This window comes from Bacillus sp. FJAT-29937 (genome assembly GCF_001509555.1).
GTDB lineage: Bacteria > Bacillota > Bacilli > Bacillales > Cytobacillaceae > Cytobacillus.
In genome coordinates this window covers 51,923-67,961 of the sequence record NZ_LMAS01000016.1, presented here as the reverse complement: position 1 = coordinate 67,961, position 16,039 = coordinate 51,923, and the positions used below count along the sequence as shown (strand labels likewise).

15 protein-coding genes and 1 other annotated feature are annotated in these 16,039 nt (G+C 40.6%); all 15 genes read left to right on the top strand.

Features of this window, described 5'->3' with window-relative positions:
* The first annotated feature begins 606 nt into the window (after nucleotides 1-606).
* The 15 genes from AR328_RS21165 (at nucleotide 607) to AR328_RS21095 (ending at nucleotide 16,000) form a co-directional block, all read left to right on the top strand.
* Nucleotides 607-1,071 carry a CtsR family transcriptional regulator gene (locus tag AR328_RS21165; protein ID WP_442854476.1) on the top strand — a complete coding sequence of 155 codons (465 nt, stop codon included), beginning with the start codon at nucleotides 607-609 and terminating at the stop codon, nucleotides 1,069-1,071.
* Nucleotides 1,072-1,095: 24 nt separating this feature from the next.
* Nucleotides 1,096-1,644 (top strand): UvrB/UvrC motif-containing protein, encoded by a 549-nt coding sequence (locus tag AR328_RS21160; RefSeq protein WP_066301636.1) that lies wholly within the window; start codon nucleotides 1,096-1,098, stop codon nucleotides 1,642-1,644.
* A 2-nt stretch (nucleotides 1,645-1,646) separates the two neighbouring features.
* Entirely contained in the window at nucleotides 1,647-2,726 is a 1,080-nt protein-coding gene (locus AR328_RS21155; RefSeq protein ID WP_066301634.1) for a protein arginine kinase, read from the top strand.
* 4 nt (nucleotides 2,727-2,730) lie between these two features.
* Nucleotides 2,731-5,178 carry an ATP-dependent protease ATP-binding subunit ClpC gene (clpC, locus tag AR328_RS21150; protein WP_066301632.1) on the top strand — a complete coding sequence of 816 codons (2,448 nt, stop codon included), beginning with the start codon at nucleotides 2,731-2,733 and terminating at the stop codon, nucleotides 5,176-5,178.
* A 123-nt stretch (nucleotides 5,179-5,301) separates the two neighbouring features.
* Nucleotides 5,302-6,681, top strand: coding sequence for a DNA repair protein RadA (gene radA / locus AR328_RS21145; protein WP_066301630.1), 1,380 nt, complete (start codon nucleotides 5,302-5,304; stop codon nucleotides 6,679-6,681).
* A 3-nt stretch (nucleotides 6,682-6,684) separates the two neighbouring features.
* Complete coding sequence (gene disA, locus AR328_RS21140) at nucleotides 6,685-7,758, top strand: DNA integrity scanning diadenylate cyclase DisA (protein WP_066301629.1); 1,074 nt, start codon at nucleotides 6,685-6,687, stop codon at nucleotides 7,756-7,758.
* A gap of 194 nt (nucleotides 7,759-7,952) precedes the next feature.
* Nucleotides 7,953-9,035 (top strand): PIN/TRAM domain-containing protein, encoded by a 1,083-nt coding sequence (locus AR328_RS21135; RefSeq protein ID WP_066301621.1) that lies wholly within the window; start codon nucleotides 7,953-7,955, stop codon nucleotides 9,033-9,035.
* Nucleotides 9,036-9,055: 20 nt separating this feature from the next.
* Entirely contained in the window at nucleotides 9,056-9,748 is a 693-nt protein-coding gene (ispD, locus tag AR328_RS21130; RefSeq protein WP_066301615.1) for a 2-C-methyl-D-erythritol 4-phosphate cytidylyltransferase, read from the top strand.
* Between the two features lie 29 nt (nucleotides 9,749-9,777).
* Entirely contained in the window at nucleotides 9,778-10,257 is a 480-nt protein-coding gene (ispF, locus tag AR328_RS21125; RefSeq protein WP_066301614.1) for a 2-C-methyl-D-erythritol 2,4-cyclodiphosphate synthase, read from the top strand.
* Between the two features lie 49 nt (nucleotides 10,258-10,306).
* Complete coding sequence (gene gltX, locus AR328_RS21120) at nucleotides 10,307-11,764, top strand: glutamate--tRNA ligase (RefSeq protein ID WP_066301613.1); 1,458 nt, start codon at nucleotides 10,307-10,309, stop codon at nucleotides 11,762-11,764.
* 42 nt (nucleotides 11,765-11,806) lie between these two features.
* Nucleotides 11,807-12,043, top strand: a binding site (T-box leader).
* 163 nt (nucleotides 12,044-12,206) lie between these two features.
* Nucleotides 12,207-12,926 (top strand): serine O-acetyltransferase, encoded by a 720-nt coding sequence (cysE, locus tag AR328_RS21115; protein WP_331457209.1) that lies wholly within the window; start codon nucleotides 12,207-12,209, stop codon nucleotides 12,924-12,926.
* Nucleotides 12,916-14,319, top strand: a complete 1,404-nt coding sequence (gene cysS / locus AR328_RS21110) for a cysteine--tRNA ligase (RefSeq protein WP_066301607.1) — start codon at nucleotides 12,916-12,918, stop codon at nucleotides 14,317-14,319. The genes cysE and cysS overlap by 11 nt, the downstream gene beginning before the upstream one ends.
* 3 nt (nucleotides 14,320-14,322) lie before the next feature.
* Complete coding sequence (locus AR328_RS21105; protein WP_066301605.1) at nucleotides 14,323-14,748, top strand: Mini-ribonuclease 3; 426 nt, start codon at nucleotides 14,323-14,325, stop codon at nucleotides 14,746-14,748.
* Nucleotides 14,745-15,488 (top strand): 23S rRNA (guanosine(2251)-2'-O)-methyltransferase RlmB, encoded by a 744-nt coding sequence (gene rlmB, locus AR328_RS21100; RefSeq protein ID WP_066301603.1) that lies wholly within the window; start codon nucleotides 14,745-14,747, stop codon nucleotides 15,486-15,488. The genes AR328_RS21105 and rlmB overlap by 4 nt, the downstream gene beginning before the upstream one ends.
* Before the next feature lie 2 nt (nucleotides 15,489-15,490).
* A complete protein-coding gene (locus tag AR328_RS21095) occupies nucleotides 15,491-16,000 on the top strand; it encodes an NYN domain-containing protein (protein ID WP_066301601.1) in 510 nt (169 codons plus the stop codon).
* The last annotated feature ends 39 nt before the right edge of the window (nucleotides 16,001-16,039 follow it).

Sequence of the window (16,039 nt, the reverse complement as noted above, 5' to 3'; positions counted from 1 at the left end):
TAAGCTTTTCAGCGCCGATGGTAGTTAGGGGCTGTCCCCTTGTGAGAGTAGGACGTCGCTAGGCAAAAGAAAGAACAGCTGTAATGGCTGTTCTTTCTTTTGTTTGGCCATTTTTTATTTTTGTTTGGCGGACACCAGGTACGTTAATAGTACAAAAATGGGGTAAATGTTAATATTTGAGGACACAGCTTCCGCTAATTCATAAATTTCCGGTGATTTCCTTGTGTTTTTTTAATAATAGCGAACCCAGTGTCCGTATAGCCTTTAAAATAGGTCATTTAATGAAAATAACGGATCTAGTGTCCGCTTGAAATAAATCCACGAATTTTTTCGAAAGTACTCCCCGAGATGATGCTAAAATTCAGCATTTAAATAATAAATTAAAAAGTTCATCCCACATAATTCACTACAAAGATATCCCACACCAAAAACCCACCACTCCAAATTCCTTCCATCCCCTTAACTAAAACACAGAAATAAAAATCATTTAAAGGTTTGAGAACACAAAAAAGGGGAAAAATTAATAACATCTGTTAATTGCAACGAAATATATTGTTATGTATAATTAAAGTCAAATATAGTCAAAGTCAGATTTTGGGGGGAGGAATATTGAGAAATATCTCAGACATTATTGAAGATTATTTAAAACGGGTTTTAGAAATGAGCGAAAGGGAAATTGTTGAAATAAAAAGAAGTGAAATTGCAGATAAATTCCAATGTGTTCCGTCCCAAATTAATTATGTGATTAATACGAGATTTACAATTGAAAAAGGCTATGCAGTTGAAAGTAAACGCGGCGGCGGCGGATATATTAGAATTATGAAAGTGCAATCACATGACGATGCTCATTTAATTGACCAATTATTATCATTAATTCAAGGCCGACTGGCTCAAAGCAGCGCAGAGGATGTGATTATCCGCCTTGTGGAGGAAGAGATTATTACAGAAAGGGAAGCAAAAATAATGTTAAGCGTTATCGACCGCTCTGTCTTGTATATTGAACTTCCTTATCGTGATGAACTCCGCTCAAGAATGCTGAAAGCCATGTTGACGACGTTAAAATATAAATAGTTAGCAAGCTGGAGAGGTGAAAACATGATATGTCAGGAATGTAATCAAAGGCCGGCAACGCTTCATTTTACGAAAATATTAAATGGAGAGAAGGCCGAGTATCATTTATGTGAGAAGTGTGCTCAGGAAAAGGGCGATATGTTCATGCTAAGTGGTGCACCGGGTTTTTCAATTCACAACCTGTTAGCCGGTTTGCTAAATATGGATACAACTTTTCAGAATACAAAGGAGGATCCGTTTAAGCAGGAAGAAATTCTCCAATGTGAACAATGCTCCATGACTTTTCAGCAATTCATAAAAGTAGGAAGGTTCGGCTGTGCACATTGTTACAAGGCTTTTGGTGACCAGCTTGAGCCAATATTGAGAAGGCTGCATAGTGGGAATTCAGTCCATAATGGAAAAATTCCTGCAAGAATAGGAGGAAGCATTCATTTAAGAAAAAGCATTGTTGAATTGAAACAAAGCTTAAAAGATTCCATATCCAAAGAAGAGTTTGAAAGAGCTGCTGAAATAAGAGATGAGATTCGATTACTAGAAAATCAATTGAACTCTAGTCACGGGGGAGGGAAGTAAGCTTGTCGCTAGAAAAATTTATTAACCAAGCTGTGAGCTCCTGGATGAGTGCTGAAGGTCCAGATTCAGATATTATCCTAAGCTCAAGAATTCGGCTGGCAAGAAATATAAAGCAATTTACGTTTCCAACCTTATTTACGAATGACGAGGCCAAGTTAGTTATTCATATGATGAAGGAGAGGATCCTTAATTCCTCTTTTTCAAAACTAGGGAAATTTGAGCTGTTGCTGATGGATGAGCTCCAACCGCTACAGAAAAGGGTTCTAATGGAAAAGCATTTAATCAGTCCGCATCTTGCGGAGAATTCCTCTTATGGTGCTTGCATTTTATCTGAAAATGAAGAGTTAAGCATGATGATTAATGAAGAGGATCATATACGGATTCAATGCTTATTTCCAGGATTCCAGTTATCAGAGGCTTTGAATATGGCTAATGAAGTGGATGACTGGCTAGAAGAAACGATTGATTATGCATATGATGAAAGCGCCGGCTTTTTGACAAGCTGCCCAACTAATGTTGGAACAGGACTAAGGGCATCAGTTATGGTTCACTTGCCTGGGCTAGTTCTCACTCAGCAAATGAATCGAATTGTACCCGCAATTAATCAATTAGGGTTAGTTGTTAGAGGAATTTACGGTGAAGGCAGCGAAGCTTTAGGGAACATCTTTCAAGTGTCTAATCAAATCACTCTTGGCAAGTCGGAAAAGGATATTGTTGAAGATTTAAAGAGTGTTGTCAGTCAGCTAATTTCGCAAGAAAGATCAGCTAGAGAAGCATTAGCGAAAACTTCTAACATACAATTAGAAGATAGAGTCTTCCGCTCTTATGGGATCTTATCAAACTGCCGAATTATTGAATCAAAAGAAGCAGCAAGATGTTTATCAGATGTTCGGCTAGGAATTGATATGAAATATTTAACTAATATCTCCAAAAACATTTTAAACGAATTAATGATCCTGACACAGCCTGGTTTTTTACAGCAGTATGCAGGAGGGCCATTAAGGCCTCATGAACGGGATATTCGCCGGGCGTCATTAATAAGGGAAAGAATGAAAATGGAAAACGAAGAGACAGGGGGATGAGAATATGATGTTCGGTCGTTTTACAGAGAGAGCACAAAAGGTGTTAGCATTAGCTCAAGAGGAAGCTATTCGTTTAGGTCATAACAATATTGGAACAGAGCATATTTTGCTTGGTCTTGTACGAGAAGGAGAAGGAATTGCTGCGAAGGCTCTGCATGCATTAGGCTTAGGTTCGGAAAAAATCCAAAAAGAAGTAGAAAACTTAATCGGCAGAGGGCAGGATGCATCACAGACAATTCATTATACGCCTAGAGCTAAGAAAGTAATTGAACTTTCCATGGATGAGGCACGAAAATTAGGCCATTCCTATGTAGGGACAGAGCATATTCTCCTTGGCCTTATTCGGGAAGGGGAAGGCGTTGCTGCGAGGGTACTTAACAATCTTGGAGTCAGTCTAAATAAAGCTAGGCAACAAGTGTTACAGTTATTGGGGAGCAATGAGTCTGGCGGTCATCAAGGGTCTTCGGCAAGCGCGAATACGCCAACACTTGATGGCTTGGCAAGAGATTTAACAGCCATTGCTAGAGAAGGAAGCTTGGATCCGGTAATTGGGCGCGGCAAGGAAATTCAGCGTGTAATCGAAGTTTTAAGCCGTCGTACAAAAAACAACCCAGTTCTCATTGGGGAGCCAGGTGTAGGAAAAACAGCTATTGCTGAAGGCTTAGCACAGCAAATTATCAATAACGAAGTACCGGAAACTCTCCGTGATAAACGAGTTATGACCCTTGATATGGGTACAGTTGTTGCAGGTACAAAATATCGTGGAGAATTTGAAGACCGTCTGAAGAAAGTAATGGACGAAATTCGCCAGGCTGGCAACATTATTTTATTCATTGACGAACTTCACACTTTAATTGGTGCTGGAGGAGCTGAAGGGGCCATAGATGCTTCGAATATCCTTAAGCCATCCCTTGCCCGAGGAGAATTGCAATGTATTGGGGCAACAACACTAGATGAATACCGTAAATATATTGAAAAAGATGCAGCATTAGAAAGACGTTTTCAGCCTATTACCGTTGATGAGCCAACTGCAGAGGAATCTGTACAAATTTTGCAAGGACTTAGAGACCGGTATGAGGCACATCATCGTGTAACCATTACAGATGCAGCCATTGATGCAGCAGTGAAGCTATCAGATCGTTATATTTCCGATCGTTTCCTTCCCGATAAAGCGATTGATTTAATTGATGAAGCTGGGTCAAAGGTAAGACTTCGTTCTTATACAACTCCACCAAATTTAAAGGAATTAGAGCTAAAGCTTGAGGATGTCCGTAAAGAAAAGGATGCAGCTGTCCAAAGCCAGGAGTTTGAAAAGGCTGCCTCATTAAGAGATACGGAACAGCGCCTTCGTGAACAGCTAGAGGAGACAAAGAAGTCTTGGAAGGAAAAACAGGGCAAAGAAAATAGTGAAGTCACTGTTGAGGACATTGCAAGTGTTGTCTCCAGCTGGACGGGAATTCCGGTTTCTAAGCTAGCACAAACCGAAACACAAAAGCTTCTAAACCTTGAAAAGATCCTACACTCTAGAGTTATTGGCCAAGAAGAAGCGGTAAAGGCAATTTCCAAAGCAGTTCGCCGTGCTAGAGCAGGATTAAAGGATCCAAAAAGACCAATTGGTTCATTTGTATTTCTTGGACCGACAGGAGTAGGGAAAACTGAGCTTGCCCGTGCGCTGGCTGAGTCAATGTTTGGCGATGAGGATGCCATGATCCGCATTGATATGTCCGAATACATGGAGAAGCATTCGACATCCAGATTAGTAGGATCTCCTCCGGGATATGTTGGATATGAAGAAGGCGGACAGCTAACAGAAAAGGTTCGCAGAAAGCCTTATTCTGTTGTTCTGTTAGATGAAATTGAGAAGGCACATCCAGATGTATTTAATATTCTTTTACAAGTACTAGAGGATGGCCGCTTAACAGATTCGAAGGGAAGAACAGTAGACTTCCGGAACACTGTATTGATTATGACTTCCAATGTGGGCGCAGAAGCCTTGAGAAGAAATAAATATGTTGGTTTTAATATTCAGGATGGGCAACAGGATTACAAGGATATGAAAGGGAAGGTAATGGAGGAGCTGAAGAAATCATTCCGTCCAGAATTCCTTAACCGTATTGACGAAATTATTGTTTTCCATGCGTTAGAGAAGAAGCATCTGCAAGAAATCGTGACGCTTATGTCTGATCAATTAACAAAACGTTTAAAAGAACAGGATATTAATCTGGGTCTTACAGATGCTGCGAAGGAGAAAATTGCTGAAGAAGGCTATGATCCTGAGTATGGAGCTAGACCTATTCGCAGAGCAATACAAAAGCATATCGAGGACCGTTTATCGGAGGAATTGTTAAAAGGAACGGTATTAACAGGCCAGGACATTGTTATTGATGTCAAGGATGGGGAATTTGTAGTGGAATCAGCAAAAGAAAAGCCAACTGCAACCTTACAAAAATAGTGGCATCTATACAAATGGTCTGATGGAAATCAAGAGGGTACACGTAAGAGCGTGTGCCTTCTTTGTACTTAATAGTGGGATATTCAAGCAATTTTCTATTAAAAAGAAGAGGAAGAAACTAGAATGGCCAAAAGAAAAACAAAGTTTATGTGTCAAGAATGCGGCTACGAATCTCCAAAGTGGATGGGGAAGTGCCCAGGTTGCGGCGTATGGAATAAGATGGTAGAGGAAGTAGAGAAAGCAGCTGGCTCGAGAAGAGGAGCCTTCGCACACTCACAGGGCTCGGCCGTCCTTTCAAAAGCTACACCGATTACTTCTATCGAAACCGTAAGCGAGCCTCGTATTTACACAGACTTGAATGAATTAAATAGGGTGCTTGGGGGAGGAATTGTCAGGGGTTCGTTAGTCCTGATCGGCGGCGACCCTGGGATTGGGAAATCAACCTTGCTTCTCCAAGTATCTTCTCAATTAGCCAACAAAAATCATTCTGTCTTATATATTTCCGGTGAGGAATCTATGAGGCAGACGAAATTGCGTGCGGATCGATTAGGCGTTGCTTCCGAACATTTACTCGTTTATTCAGAAACGAGCCTCGATGAAATTAGCCGTACGATTGAAAGTGTCAATCCTAGCTTTGTGATTGTCGATTCCATTCAGACGATTTTCCATCCAGAAGTAACCTCTGCTCCAGGCAGCGTCTCTCAAGTAAGAGAGTGTACGGCAGAGTTAATGAGAATCGGAAAGACGAAAGGTATTGCCATATTTATTGTCGGGCATGTTACAAAGGAAGGGTCCATTGCAGGTCCAAGATTACTAGAGCATATGGTAGATACAGTTCTTTACTTCGAAGGTGAGCGTCATCATACATATCGAATTTTGCGGGCAGTCAAGAATCGCTTTGGCTCTACAAACGAGATGGGAATCTTTGAAATGAAAGAGTTTGGGTTAGAGGAAGTGGAAAACCCATCAGAAATTTTCCTAGAAGAACGGTCCCAGGGGGCGGCAGGTTCAACCGTAGTAGCTTCAATGGAAGGCACCCGTCCAGTCCTTGTAGAAATTCAGGCTCTTATTTCCCCAACAAGCTTTGGAAATCCCCGGAGAATGGCAACCGGAATTGATCATAATCGTGTACCGCTATTAATGGCTGTGTTAGAAAAACGAGTTGGGATGTTGCTGCAGAATCAAGATGCCTACCTTAAGGTCGCTGGCGGAGTGAAGCTTGATGAGCCTGCTATCGACTTAGCCATTGCTGTCAGCATCGCTTCTAGCTTTCGTGATAAGCCTACAAGGGCTACTGACTGCATTATAGGCGAGGTTGGTTTAACAGGAGAGGTTAGAAGGGTATCAAGGATAGAACAGCGTGTTCAAGAGGCAGCCAAGCTTGGGTTTGAACGTGTGATTTTGCCAGCTAATAACATAGGTGGCTGGTCTGCACCAAAGGGAATTGAACTTGTAGGTGTCAGTTCTGTCAGTGAAGCATTAAAAGCAACTTTAGGAGGTTAGAGCATGGAGATAAAAAAGCTTGGTGAAAAAACGATGAGTGAAATTCTGCAATTTATGGCCCCAGGTACCCCGATTCGGGAAGGAATCGATAATGTGCTAAGAGCAAATACAGGTGGCTTAATTGTATTAGGAAGTAAGGACAAAATCACACATATCGTTGATGGGGGCTTTCAAATAAATGCTTCTTTCTCACCAAGCTATTTGTATGAGTTGGCCAAAATGGATGGGGCGATCGTATTAAATCAAGAAGGGAACAAAATTTTAATAGCCAATGCCCAATTAGCACCAGACCCAACGATTCCGTCAACGGAAACAGGCATGCGCCACAGAACAGCGGAAAGGGTTGCAAAGCAGACAGGAGAGCTTGTTATAGCTATTTCACAAAGGCGGAATGTCATCACCCTTTATAAGGGCCATTTTCGCTACGCACTTAGGGATATTGGGGTAATTTTGACGAAAGCAAATGTTGCCTTACAAACACTTGAAAAATACAAGGTTGTATTAGAAGAGGAAATTTCTAATTTAAGTGTGTTGGAATTTGAGGAAATTGTGACTTACAGCGATCTATTAAACGTGTTTCACAGCATTGAAATGGTCCTAAGAATAAAGAATGAATTACTAACTTATTTAAACGAGCTTGGAATAGAAGGAAGACTGATTCGCCTACAAATGAACGAGCTTTTAGAAGATATTGAGAGAGAAGTAGAGTTAATTATCAGGGATTATGCCCATTTAAAGGACATTCACCCTAATGAAGTGTTTAATAAATTACAAGAGCTGTCGGTTGGGAGAATGCTGGAGGATTCAGCGATTTTAAAGCTGTTGGGATATAACGGATATGTCCATACAGAAGAGTTTAGGTGTCCCCGAGGCTATCGGATGTTATCAAAAATCCCAAGATTGCCTCCTGTTATTATCGAAAATTTAATCATTCGGTTTATGGACCTGCCATCGATTGTTACTGCGTCAGTAGAGGAATTAGATGAAGTAGAAGGGATTGGGGAAGTAAGGGCTAAAAAAATAAAAGAAGGCCTAAAATTTATAAAAAAACAGCTTTTAGCCGATCGGCAGCTTTAAGTGACCATTGAACTATATATGCCGTTATGATAAAATGATCGGTTATTTGTATTATTTGACACTTGATTACGAATGGTGCTAACCTAGTTTGTAATAGATCCTTTTTTTTATCATCTGTATTTTAATATAATTTTTACTGCTTCAAGGTTTCAATTTGAAAAATCTGTTTATAATGAGTAAAAGGAGGTGAAGGTATGTTAAAACGTATTGTTCAAGCATGCTTTCTGATAATCGGGATTACGCTGGGGATATTTCTCATTCCCGAACTATTGATATTAATATCCCTGGATGACGTTGCACTATTAAATAATCCATATGTATCCGCCTTGTTTGGTGCTATTATTTTTTATCTTATTTCTTTTTGGGCGGTTGATCATGTTGTAAATGTTGTCAAGTGGGTGGAAGAATCGCTTGTAAAAGCACCGATAACCGATATTATTTTCGGAAGTGTAGGCCTAGTTTTTGGTCTAATTATCGCCTTTTTAATTGGGTATGCGTTAACAACGATTGAAGTGCCTGTCTTAAATACTGTTGCTCCTATTGTGTTAACCCTTATATTCGGCTATTTAGGCTTTCAGGTGGGTTTTAAAAAGCGTGATGAGCTTCTAACCTTATTTTCGAACAGAAAGAAGAAGAATACAGAAGAAGAGACTGAAGTTCCACCAAAAAATGTGTTGAAATTATTGGATACAAGTGTCATTATTGATGGCAGAATCGCCGATATTTGCCAAACAGGGTTTCTAGAAGGAACCATTGTGATCCCGCAGTTTGTGCTGGAAGAATTGCAGCATATTGCTGACTCATCAGATGTATTAAAGCGGAATAGAGGACGAAGAGGTCTCGATATTCTAAATCGGATTCAGAAAGAGCTTGCGATCAAAGTAGAGATTTATGAAGGTGACTTTGAAGAAATTCAGGAAGTAGACAGCAAGCTAGTGAAGCTTGCGAAAGTAACGAACGGCATCGTTGTTACAAATGATTTTAACTTAAATAAAGTTTGTGAATTCCAAGGGGTTTCTGTCTTAAATATTAATGACTTAGCCAATGCGGTTAAACCGGTCGTTCTTCCTGGTGAAGAAATGAAGGTACAGGTCATTAAAGATGGAAAGGAACAAAATCAAGGAATTGCTTACCTGGATGATGGCACGATGATTGTGGTCGAGGATGGCCGGGATTATATCGGCAAGCATATTGATGTCCTTGTCACAAGTGTTCTGCAAACCTCAGCGGGACGAATGATATTCGCGAAACCAAAGCTATTGGAAAAAGCATTATAAGGGATTGGGGTTTATTTGAAATGGCTTATCAAGTCATCATTCCTGCTGCAGGCCAGGGAAAAAGAATGGGAGCGGGCAGGAATAAAATTTTGTTAGAAATAGATAAACAGCCGATTTTTATTCATACATTAAGAATTTTTGAGCTGGATGAAAATTGCGAGGGCATTTATCTTGCCATCAATCCCCAGGATGAAAAGGAAATGAAGGAGCTCCTTAATGAATATCACATTTCAAAGGTGATCGCTTTAGCTCCTGGCGGAAAGGAAAGGCAGCATAGTATTTACAATGCCTTAAAATGTGTGAAGCAAGAGGGAATCATTCTTGTTCACGATGCAGCAAGACCATTTATTGACAAAAGACACCTTGATCTGCTAGTTAAAGCTGCAGAGAAAAATGGGGCCGCGATACTAGCGGTCCCTGTCAAGGATACAGTAAAAAAGGCTGCCGGAAATATTGTGACGGAAACGGTAGAACGATCCAGCTTGTGGGCTGTCCAAACCCCACAGGCTTTTCGTTTTTCTTTTTTAATGAATGCTTACGAGAAGGCTTTTGCAGATCATTTCCTTGGAACCGATGATGCAAGTTTGGTGGAGCGGATTGGGCAGGATGTTATGATTGTTGAAGGAAATTATGACAATATTAAGCTGACAACGCCAGAGGATTTATATTTTGCGGAGGCCATTATTCGGAAACGAATGGGTAACCAGCCATAACTATTTTTTAAAAAAGAGGAGACAATAAGATGTTTCGAATTGGACAAGGCTTTGATGTGCATCAATTAACAGAGGGGCGCCCGCTTATACTAGGCGGAATTGAAATTCCATATGAAAAAGGTTTATTAGGTCATTCTGATGCAGATGTACTATTACATACAGTGGCGGATGCATGTCTTGGGGCTATCGGTGAAGGAGACATCGGAAGGCATTTTCCTGATACCGATCCTGAGTTCAAAGATGCAGATTCAGCAAAATTATTAGAGCATGTGTGGAATCTAGTGAAAGAAAAGGGATATGAGCTTGTCAATGCAGACTGTACGATTATGGCCCAAAAGCCAAAAATGGCTCCACATATTGGCCAAATGAGGGAGAGAATCGCCGAATTACTAGAAACCTCTGTTGAAAACATTAACGTAAAAGCTACGACAACGGAGAAGCTGGGATTTGTCGGCAGAGGCGAGGGAATTGCTTCGCAAGTTGCTGTTTTATTGCAGAAGAAGAAATGATAAAATAAATCAATAAAAAAGTAGATTTTTAGAGGAGGACATAAGTAATATGTCAAACGATATTCGTGTACGTTATGCCCCTAGTCCAACTGGACATTTACATATCGGTAATGCCCGTACAGCCTTATTCAATTATTTATTTGCGAAGAGCAAAGGCGGGAAATTTATTATCCGTATTGAGGATACTGACAAGAAACGTAATATTGAAGGCGGAGAGGAAAGTCAGTTAAAGTACTTAACATGGCTTGGCATTGATTGGGATGAAAGCATTGATAAGGATGGCGGCTTTGGCCCATATCGCCAATCCGAGCGGAATGATATTTATGAAAAGTATTATCATGAACTGCTTGAAAATGGCTCTGCCTATAAATGCTATTGTACGGAAGAAGAGTTAGAGGCTGAGAGAGAAGCGCAAACAGCTAAAGGAGAAACACCAGCTTATTCCGGCAGATGCCGTCATTTGTCTCCAGAGGAGCGTGCGAAGCTTGAGGCAGAGGGAAGACAGCCAAGCATTCGCTTCTTAGTTCCACAAGGAAAAGTTTATGCATTCGATGATATGGTTAAAGGAAATGTATCCTTTGAATCTGATGGCATTGGCGATCATGTTATCGTCAAAAAAGATGGGACACCTACCTATAATTTTGCCGTAACGGTTGATGATCATTTAATGCAGATCTCCCATGTATTAAGAGGGGATGACCATATCTCCAATACACCTAAACAATTGATGATTTATGACGCACTTGGCTGGGAAGTTCCGATTTTTGGCCATATGACATTAATTGTGAATGAGAGCCGGAAAAAGTTAAGTAAGCGCGATGAGTCCATTATCCAGTTTATCGAGCAATATGAAGAGCTAGGCTATTTGCCTGAGGCCCTCTTTAACTTTATTGCCCTGCTAGGTTGGTCACCATCTGGTGAGGAAGAAATTTTCTCCAAGGATGAATTCATTAATATTTTCGATGCAAGCCGCCTATCAAAATCACCAGCTCTCTTCGATAAGCAAAAGCTGACTTGGATGAATAATCAATACATGAAAACAATCGATATTGATCGTCTTGTCTCCATTTCGCAGCCGCATCTTGTAAAAGCTGGCCGAATCAGCGAGAACTTGACTGAAGTGGAAACACAATGGGTGCGCAGCCTCATTGCCTTATATCAGGAAAAGATGAGCTATGGTGCTGAAATTGTTGAGATGTCCGAGATTTTCTTTAGTAATAAAGCAGAAATGGATGAAGAAGCAAAGGCAGTGATTGAAGAGGAACAGGTGCCGGAAGTGCTTTCTGCATTTTTGCAGGAAATTGAAAGCTTAAGTGAATTCAAGGCTGATGAAATTAAAGCGGCAATGAAGGCTGTCCAGAAATCAACAGGCCATAAAGGGAAGAAGCTCTTTATGCCTATCCGTGTAGCGATTACAGGACAGACACACGGACCTGATCTTCCGCAAGCCATCGAGCTTTTCGGGAAAGAAAAAGTAAAAATGCGATTAATGAGTATTTTAGATTAACATATTGCCCAAAATGTAATATAGTAGTAAGTAACTCAATAGCTGAAAGTGTTGAAGAGGAAAAGTAAGAACATGATGCTTTTTAGAGAGAACCATCACCGGCTGAAAGTGGTTTAAGCCTCTCATTGATCTGAAGTGCCCCTCTGAGCCTCATTTCGAACGGATTTTCATGCATGAAAATTTCCTACTAGAAGTGGGCGGAACTAATCCGTTAACAAGTAAAAGTTGAGACATTTCGATGTCTAAACAGAGTGGAACCGCGCATAAAGCGTCTCTGTCGTAATTGACGGAGGCGTTTTTTTTATTCCCTAAAAAGCAGAATCGATATAACAATTTTGATTGGGTTTTTATAAACGTCCTGTAAATGACAGTTTAAATTCACTGAAAAGACATCGTGTACACACACTTTTCAAACCCGTGGAAATAAAAAATTTCCCGGAAAATACTATTCAAAAAAACCATTTTAAAAAAATATGATTATCGAATTAGGGAGGGGACAGACGTGTTTAAAAGGCTAAAGGAAGACATTGAGGTTATATTTGAACAGGATCCAGCTGCAAGAAGTTATCTAGAGGTAATCTTAACTTACTCTGGCCTACATGCCATATGGGCACATCGGTTAGCACACGCGCTTTTCAAAAAGAAACTCTATTTTCTTGCAAGAGTCGTCTCACAAATAAGCCGCTTTTTTACAGGAATTGAAATTCACCCAGGTGCAAAAATTGGGAGGAAGCTGTTCATTGACCACGGGATGGGAGTAGTCATTGGGGAGACATGCGAAATTGGTGATAATGTAACCATCTTCCAAGGGGTAACCTTAGGGGGGACTGGTAAAGAGAAAGGAAAGCGGCACCCTACTATTAAGGACAATGCATTGATTGCTACAGGAGCAAAGGTGCTTGGATCTATTACAATTGGGGAAAATTCAAAGGTTGGAGCAGGATCTGTCGTTTTACATGAAGTACCCCCTAATTCGACAGTAGTAGGAATACCCGGTAGAGTGAAAATCCAGGATGGGGTCCGGATTAACAAAGATTTAAATCACAGTGATCTTCCAGACCCAATCGCAGATCGTTTTAAAGATTTAGAACAAGAAATTGCCAAACTGAATAATGAATTAGAGGAGCTTAAGAAAGAAAGGAGCCTAGTTAATGGCCATTAAAATTTATAATACACTAACAAGACAGAAAGAACCGTTTATCCCTTTAGAGGAAGGGAAGGTAAAAATGTATGTGTGCGGTCCAACTGTTTATAATTATATTCATATAGGAAATGCAAGACCGCCAATTGTTTTTGATACGGTTAGAAGATATTTTGAGTATAGAGGTTATGATATCAAATACATCTCCAATTTTACTGATGTGGATGATAAATTAATCCGTGCGGCGAATGAATTGGGAGAAGAAGTTCCCGTCATTGCAGAGCGCTTTATCGATGCCTTTTTTTCAGATGTTTCGGCGCTTGGCTGCAAACGTGCTGACGCCCACCCGAGAGTGACCGAAAGCATGGACATTATTATTGAGTTCATTGAAGCATTAATTGAAAAGGGATATGCCTATGAGTCTGAAGGGGATGTCTACTACCATACCCGCAAATTTAAGGAGTATGGCAAGCTTTCACACCAATCCATTGATGAGCTTCGGTCAGGCGCCCGCATTGCTGTAGGGGAAAAGAAGGAAGATGCACTTGATTTTGCCCTTTGGAAGGCGGCAAAAGAAGGAGAAATTTATTGGGATAGCCCATGGGGTAAAGGACGCCCAGGCTGGCATATTGAGTGCTCCGCGATGGCGAAAAAGTATTTGGGTGAAACGATTGATATTCATGCGGGCGGACAGGATTTAGCCTTCCCTCACCATGAAAATGAAATCGCTCAATCCGAAGCAGTAAGCGGAAAAACATTTGCGCGCTATTGGATGCATAACGGTTATATTAATATCGATAATGAAAAAATGTCTAAATCACTTGGCAACTTTGTTCTTGTGCACGACATTATTAAGAATCATGATCCGCAGGTGCTTCGATTCTTCATGCTGTCCGTTCATTATCGCAACCCGATCAACTATAGTGAAGAATTATTAGAAAATACACGTGCGGGTCTTGAAAGAATTAAAACCTCTTACCAAAATTTGAAGCATCGCCAAGATACAAGTGCTGACCTAACTGAAAATAATCAGGAATGGCACGACAAAATTGCGGCGCTGCATGAAGAGTTCATCAGGGAAATGGACGATGATTTTAATACAGCAAATGCCATTTCTGTTCTCTTTGAGCTTTCCAAATTAGCGAATTATTATTTAATGGAGAAAAACACCTCCGTACAAGTGATTAAGGCATTTACTAAGGAATTTGAGGATCTTTTCCAAGTGCTTGGGCTCACTTTAGATTTCCCGAAAGAGGATTTGCTTGATGAAGAGATTGAGCGTTTAATCCAGGAGCGTATTCAAGCACGTAAGGATCGAAACTTCCAATTAGCCGACCAAATCCGTGACCAGCTGAAAGACATGAACATCATTCTTGAAGATACACCTCAAGGCATTAGATGGAAAAGAGGCTAAACAATGCTTCAATACGATCATAAAATTGATGAGAAACAGCTTAACAGCCTCGCCCTTGCTTATATGGGCGATGCTGTTTTTGAAATCTATGTAAGAAGACATCTAATCCAGAATGGGCAGGTTAGGCCTAATCAGCTGCATAGAGAAGCCACTCATTATGTGTCTGCTAAAGCTCAATCGGTCATTATTCACCAGTTGCTGGATTCAGACTTTCTGACAGAAGAGGAAATTGCCGTTGTGAAAAGAGGGAGAAATGCAAAGTCCGGATCAATCCCTAAAAATACAGATGTTCAAACCTATCGATATAGCACGGCATTTGAAGCGTTAATTGGCTACTTGCATTTATCAGGTAAAGAGGAGCGGATGGAGGAAGTGATCTTGTCTGCTTTTCGAATGGTAGAAGAAAGGAAAGGAGGAAATTCTAAATGAGCCAAGATTTTATTATGGGAAAAAACCCTGTAATGGAAGCACTTAAATCAGGACGGGATATTAATAAAATTTTCATAGCAGAGGGGTCACAAGGCGGACAAATGCAGCAGGTTATTGGACTTGCCAAAGCATCAAATGTATTTGTTCAATTCGTCCCGAAGAAAAAATTAGATCAGATGGCAGAAGGAAATCATCAAGGGGTTGTTGCTCAGGTTGCAGCCTACCAATATGCGGAAATAGATGATCTTTTCCAAGCAGCAGAAGAAAGAAATGAAGCTCCCTTTTTCTTATTATTGGATGAAATAGAGGACCCTCATAATCTCGGGTCAATCATGAGAACAGCGGATGCAGTAGGTGCTCATGGAATTATTATTCCGAAACGGAGAGCAGTAGGTTTAACTGCAACAGTTGCTAAGGCATCGACTGGCGCAATTGAGCATATCCCTGTTGTCCGTGTGACAAATATGGCTAGAACGATCGATGAATTAAAGGAAAAAGGTGTTTGGATTGCCGGGACTGATGCAAAGGGAAGTGAAGACTACCGCCGTTTTGACGGAACATTGCCGCTGGGACTAGTTATTGGCAGTGAAGGAAAAGGCATGGGCCGATTAATCAGGGATAAATGTGATTTCTTAATTCATTTACCGATGGCAGGCCATGTGACCTCCTTGAATGCATCTGTTGCAGCTGCTCTTTTAATGTATGAGGTGTTCAGGAAGCGACATCCTCTTGAGGGATAGAAATGGACATCCTACTTGTTGACGGGTATAACGTAATTGGTGCCTGGCCAGAGCTAAGAGAGCTAAAGAAAAAGGATTTAGCAGCTGCCAGAGACCGGTTAATTGAAAAAATGGCAGAGTATCAGGGGTACTCTGGATATAGGGTCATAGTCGTATTTGACGCTCATTATGTGAAGGGTACCGAGAAGAAATATAAGGATTCAAAGGTTGAGGTTATTTTTACACGGACAAATGAAACGGCTGATGAAAGAATTGAGAAACTGGCCATCAGCCTAAACAATATCAAAACTCAAGTTCATGTTGCAACCTCTGACTATACGGAGCAATGGGCGATTTTTGGACAAGGTGCGCTGCGAAAATCTTCAAGAGAATTATTAAATGAAATGAATTCGATTGAAAGTAAAATAGAAAAAAGGGTAAAGAAGATTCAAAAAAAGCAGCCATTCTCGAAAATTCCGCTTAGCAAAGAAATGGCAGAAATTTTTGAAAAGTGGCGCCGAGGGGACCAATGAGTGGTTGACGCTGGAAAAATTCTTACTGTATAATATTTC

What these genes read in the sequence shown, in the direction of transcription:
- AR328_RS21095 (WP_066301601.1), top strand. Translation starts at nt 15,491, where the DNA reads ATGGACATCCTACTTGTTGACGGGTATAACGTAATTGGTGCCTGGCCA.
- radA (WP_066301630.1), top strand. Translation starts at nt 5,302, where the DNA reads ATGGCCAAAAGAAAAACAAAGTTTATGTGTCAAGAATGCGGCTACGAA.
- gltX (WP_066301613.1), top strand. Translation starts at nt 10,307, where the DNA reads ATGTCAAACGATATTCGTGTACGTTATGCCCCTAGTCCAACTGGACAT.
- ispF (WP_066301614.1), top strand. Translation starts at nt 9,778, where the DNA reads ATGTTTCGAATTGGACAAGGCTTTGATGTGCATCAATTAACAGAGGGG.
- rlmB (WP_066301603.1), top strand. Translation starts at nt 14,745, where the DNA reads ATGAGCCAAGATTTTATTATGGGAAAAAACCCTGTAATGGAAGCACTT.
- cysS (WP_066301607.1), top strand. Translation starts at nt 12,916, where the DNA reads ATGGCCATTAAAATTTATAATACACTAACAAGACAGAAAGAACCGTTT.
- AR328_RS21105 (WP_066301605.1), top strand. Translation starts at nt 14,323, where the DNA reads ATGCTTCAATACGATCATAAAATTGATGAGAAACAGCTTAACAGCCTC.
- AR328_RS21160 (WP_066301636.1), top strand. Translation starts at nt 1,096, where the DNA reads ATGATATGTCAGGAATGTAATCAAAGGCCGGCAACGCTTCATTTTACG.
- disA (WP_066301629.1), top strand. Translation starts at nt 6,685, where the DNA reads ATGGAGATAAAAAAGCTTGGTGAAAAAACGATGAGTGAAATTCTGCAA.
- ispD (WP_066301615.1), top strand. Translation starts at nt 9,056, where the DNA reads ATGGCTTATCAAGTCATCATTCCTGCTGCAGGCCAGGGAAAAAGAATG.
- clpC (WP_066301632.1), top strand. Translation starts at nt 2,731, where the DNA reads ATGATGTTCGGTCGTTTTACAGAGAGAGCACAAAAGGTGTTAGCATTA.
- AR328_RS21135 (WP_066301621.1), top strand. Translation starts at nt 7,953, where the DNA reads ATGTTAAAACGTATTGTTCAAGCATGCTTTCTGATAATCGGGATTACG.